A 4,584-nucleotide genomic window follows, 5' to 3' on the forward strand; every position below is an offset into this window, starting at 1 on the left:
GCGAATATGCTCTCGCGCACTGTCGGACCTTCCGGACGCTTCGGGCTCAAGGGCAAGGACAGATCAAGCTCCGGCCACGCAAGTAGCACGTCGTAGACCGGCACCATACTTTCGTCTCGCACGCCCTCAAGATTCTGCAACTGCGTCAGAGGCGTTTCACCGCGCCGGGTTCGGTGATTGATGTCAGCACCCGCCTCCAACATCCGCAGCACCAACGGTGCTTCCAGTTCGAAATCGTGCGCAGCTTGGCCGAACAATACGTTCAAAACCGAATTCGGAGGTTGCAGCAGCGATGCGTCGGCACCCTCGTCTAGCAGGAACGCGGCCATGGCAACCCTGTCCTCCGGAGTGCGATGCGCGAGCGCCCTGAAAAGCAATTCATCTGCGGAGTCCGTCTCCGGGTCGAAAGCCTGCTTGAACTCCTCGGCTGTGCCCGTTCTTACCAAGGCATACACGGAACCCACGGCACCGATCACCACCCTTCTCCTCGACTGTGCTGAACAGGCCGATCCTACCAATGAAGCCCCTGCCTCTCCGATACGTCGGCTCACGGAAGGCGAGGTCGAACTCGCGCTGCCGCCGCAGTCGCAGCTGGCCTTTCGCCACTACGGGAGATTCCGGTAGAGAACTACCTCATCGCCGATTACCGCACGATTGGGGCTGCGATCGATGCGGCGTACTTCTTCTGCGCTAGTGCTGAACGACAGGATCTCGTGCAACACTCCTGGGCACGTGCCGCTACGCCGACCGGTGATACGCCGCGAACTTGCCCGTCGGGCCATCCACAACCGTCACCGGCGTCTTGAACACGCGCGTGAGCACGTCGTCGCAGATGATCTGATCGGGGTTGCCGTGTACCGCAACCTTGCCGTCCTCCATCGCGATGATGTAGTCGCTGTAAGCAGAAGCGAAGTTGATGTCGTGCAGGACAATCACGATCGTGCGGCCCAGCTCGTCGGCGGCCTTGCGTAACTGCTGCATCATCTGCACCGAATGCTGCGCATCCAGGTTGTTCAATGGCTCGTCGAGTAGCAGGTACTCGGTGTCCTGTGCGAGCACCATCGCAACGTAGGCACGTTGACGCTGACCGCCGGACAGCTGGTCGAGGAACCGTTGCTCGAGTTGCGTGAGGTTGAGGAAGTCGATCGCCTCGGAGATCTTGTCCTCATCGTGCTGCGTCAGGCGACCCCCGCTGTACGGATAACGGCCGAATCCGACCAGCTGCCGCACGGTCAGCCGCGTCACGAAGTGGTTCTCCTGCCGCAGAATCGAGACGGCCTTCGCGACCTGCTTCGACGGTGTCGCGTGGACATCCAGCCCGCCGACCTCGACGGTACCCTCGTCGGGAGCGAGCAATCGCCCCATCATCGTCAGCATCGTCGACTTGCCCGCGCCGTTGGGCCCGACGAGCGCGATGACGCCACCTGCGGGCAACTCGAGCGAGACCGGCCCGATCTCCACATCATTGCCGTATCGCTTCACGACGTTGGTCAGGCGGATCACAAGCGCCCCTTTCTCAAAATGACGATCAGGAAAACGAGCCCCCCGATGAGTTCGACGATGATGGTCACCGCGTCGACCACGGTCAGTACGTGACGGAGCAGGAAGTACGCTCCCGACAGGATGACATAACCGAGCAACCAGGCGACCGGCAGAATCCGACGGTGATCGTACGTATCCGTCACGGAGTAGGCGAGCGTTACGATCAAGAACCCGAGGAAGGTCATGGGGCCGACAAGGGATGTGCTCATGGCCATCAGGATGGCCACCAGCGTCAGCATGAGCATGAGCTGCCGCTTGTGCTGCATCCCCAGGTTCGCGGCGATGTCCGCACCGAGAGCAATCACGTTGAGACGACGGGCCAGGAGCCAGATCGTAACGCCCGTCACCGCGCAGACCGGGATTACGAACCAGAGGAAGTCGGTTTCCGCATTGCCGACGTTGCCGAACAGCCGCGCTCGCAGGATGTCGAACTCGTTGGGGTTGAGCATCCGCTGCATGAAGGTCGACAGCGCCCCCAGCCCGGTTCCGATGATGATGCCGACCAGCAGCATGACGTGCAGATTGCCGAGTCTGCCCGACAGCAGCCACGAGTACAGCAGCACGGCGAACAGCACCATCATCGTCACTTGCAGCAGGAATTGGCCGAACTCCCCGAACTGCACGAGGCCGGAGGCGCCGAAGAAGTAGACGATCGCGGTTTGCACCAGCACATACAGCGACTCGAAGCCCATGATCGATGGCGTCAGGATGCGGTTGTTCGTGACGGTCTGAAACGTGACGGTCGCGAGCGCCTGGCAGAAGGTGACCAGGGCCATCACGATGATCGATGTCAATCGCATCTTCGACACTCGCCACCAGCGCTCGCTGAAGAGCTCGAACTGGTTGTCCCACGACATCACAAGCAGCGTGACTCCGATCGCGGCGATGACGAGCGAGACGAGCACCGTGTAGTAGCGCACTCGATGCGCATTGCTGGTGAACGGGCCGACGCGCCGCCGTTCGAGGGTGCCGCTAACGGACATTCACCCTCCTCGTCCGCAGCAGCAGGAAGATGAACACCGCTGCCCCGACCGCGCCGAGCACGAGCGAGACGGGCACCTCGAACGGCATGATGACGACCCGTCCGATGAGGTCGCAGACCGTGACGACCCAGATTCCCGTGAGGAACACCCAGGGGATGTTGGTGCGCAGATTGTCGCCTCGCACGAGGGATACGAGGTTGGGAACAATGAGGCCGAGGAACGGCAGCGCTCCTATGACTACCGTGACAACGCCGGTGACGATTGCGACGAGCCCGACACCGAGCAGCACGATCCGCTCGTAGTTGAGCCCGACATTGGTCGCGACCTCCTTGCCGAGCCCTGCGACGGTGAACCGATCGGCGATCACGACGACGATGACGGCGATGATCAGGACGATCCAGAGCGGTTCGTATCTGCCCACCTCGACACCGGTGAAGCGCCCGGCGAACCAGCTGCCGAGGGTCTGGAGCAGATCGAACTGCAGAGCGATGAAGGTCGAGATAGCGCTGATCACGGCGCCGAACATGATGCCGACGATGGGCACGATGAGCGAGGACTTCAGAGTGACCCTGCGCAGAAACGCGAAGAAGATCAGCGTGCCGGCGAAGGCGAACACGATCGCGACGGCCATGCGCGTGAAGATGTCGGGAGCCGGCAGCACGATGTACGTGAGCAGCAGCCCCAGGCCCGCCCACTCTGTTGTACCGACCGTCGTCGGCTCGACGAAACGATTCTGCGTCATCAACTGCATGATGAGCCCTGCCATCGCCATACTGGCGCCGGCGAGCACGAGCGCTGACGTTCGCGGGATGCGCGTGATCCAGGTGAACTCGTGACCGCGCCCGACGGTATCGGTGATGTCGGCGACCCCCGTGAAGACGGAGACGGTCAGGAGCCCGAGCGTGAGCACGACGGCCAACGCCAACGGCCACGCCCTGCGCAAGAGCGACTTCGGCTTTTCGGGTTGCCGCCGCCGCAACGCATCGACGTTGGTCACACGCCTGATCGGCGTCACCGGTGATGACATGTCAAGGGGTCCTTCTACGGGAGGACGCGCGTTGCCGCCGCGGCCCGTTATGAGCCGCGGCGGCAACACCTAGTGCGTCACTTCGTTACTGCGCGTCGAAGGCTTCTGCCAGTTCCTGCAGAACGGTCGTGTACGCAATGATGTCCTCCGTCAGGTAGTAGTCGGCGGGCATGACGTAGATCGCCTCGTTCTGTACTGCCGGAACATTCGTCAGCGACGGCGACGTCGTGATGAGCTCGAACGCCGGCGTCGACTCGCCGTCATCGAACGCAGCCTCACGGTCGAGCACGAGGAAGAAGTCTGCTTCGGCCTCGGCAATCGCTTCTATGGAGATGTCGTCACCCTGGTCGAAGCTCGACCCGTCTGCGTCGAGCGCGGGGGTGAGTTCGAGCAGGTCGAAGAAGATGCTCGCGCCACGTCCATCGGTCGGCGATGAGTAGCGGATCTCGTTGCCGCTCGTGATCAGGCCCATGACGGTCGTCTCCGGGTCGTAGGCGTTCTTGGCCTCGTCGACCGCCGCGTGGAAGTCATCGACGAGCGCCTGCGCTTCGTCCTGCTTGCCGAAGATCTCGCCGAGCAGTGTAACGCTCTCGATCAGGTACTCGTCGGTGCTGATCTCGTCTTCTTCGGGAACATTCATGTCGACGAATGCCGCATCGGGTGCCGCGTCCTGCATGTCGCCTGCGTGGTCCGAGTAGCGGTAACCGTTGAGAATGAGATCCGGGTCCGCTGCGACGACCTGCTCGAAGTCCGGCTCCCCGTGCGTGCCGATGTCGAGAATCGACTCGTCCGACTCCATGGGGTTTTTCTCCGTCATGAGTGACCGCGCCGCCGCGGTCGGCTGGATACCCCAGTCGGCGACAAGCTGGAAGATTCGGTTGTCGGTGACGACGACACTGTCAGCGCTCTCGATCGTGACCTCGTTGCCCGCCATGTCGGTCACCGTGATCGGATACTCGGCACTCGCTTCGCTGGAACTGTCATCCTGCTGATCGTCTGCGGGGGCGTCATCGTTCGTCGAGCATCCGGTTA

At 62.2% G+C, this 4,584-nt stretch carries 5 protein-coding genes; all 5 read right to left on the reverse strand.

Features of this window, described 5'->3' with window-relative positions; all coding sequences use genetic code 11:
- Nucleotides 1–479, reverse strand: a 479-nt coding sequence (locus Q0O95_RS13210) for an ankyrin repeat domain-containing protein (protein WP_293699556.1), incomplete at its 3' end; no start/stop codon positions are given.
- A 259-nt stretch (nucleotides 480–738) separates the two neighbouring features.
- Entirely contained in the window at nucleotides 739–1,503 is a 765-nt protein-coding gene (locus tag Q0O95_RS13215; protein WP_293699558.1) for an ATP-binding cassette domain-containing protein, read from the reverse strand.
- Nucleotides 1,500–2,525, reverse strand: coding sequence for an iron chelate uptake ABC transporter family permease subunit (locus Q0O95_RS13220; protein ID WP_293699560.1), 1,026 nt, complete (start codon nucleotides 2,523–2,525; stop codon nucleotides 1,500–1,502). The genes Q0O95_RS13215 and Q0O95_RS13220 overlap by 4 nt, the downstream gene beginning before the upstream one ends.
- On the reverse strand, nucleotides 2,515–3,552 hold the full coding sequence (locus Q0O95_RS13225) for an iron chelate uptake ABC transporter family permease subunit (protein ID WP_293699563.1): 1,038 nt from the start codon (nucleotides 3,550–3,552) through the stop codon (nucleotides 2,515–2,517). Before Q0O95_RS13225 ends, Q0O95_RS13220 begins: the two co-directional genes overlap by 11 nt.
- Nucleotides 3,553–3,637: 85 nt before the next feature.
- Nucleotides 3,638–4,584, reverse strand: a 947-nt coding sequence (locus tag Q0O95_RS13230; protein ID WP_293699565.1) for an ABC transporter substrate-binding protein, incomplete at its 5' end; no start/stop codon positions are given.

Origin of the sequence: uncultured Agrococcus sp. (genome assembly GCF_945915485.1) — a bacterium.
In the GTDB taxonomy this organism is placed as follows: Bacteria; Actinomycetota; Actinomycetes; order Actinomycetales; family Microbacteriaceae; genus Agrococcus.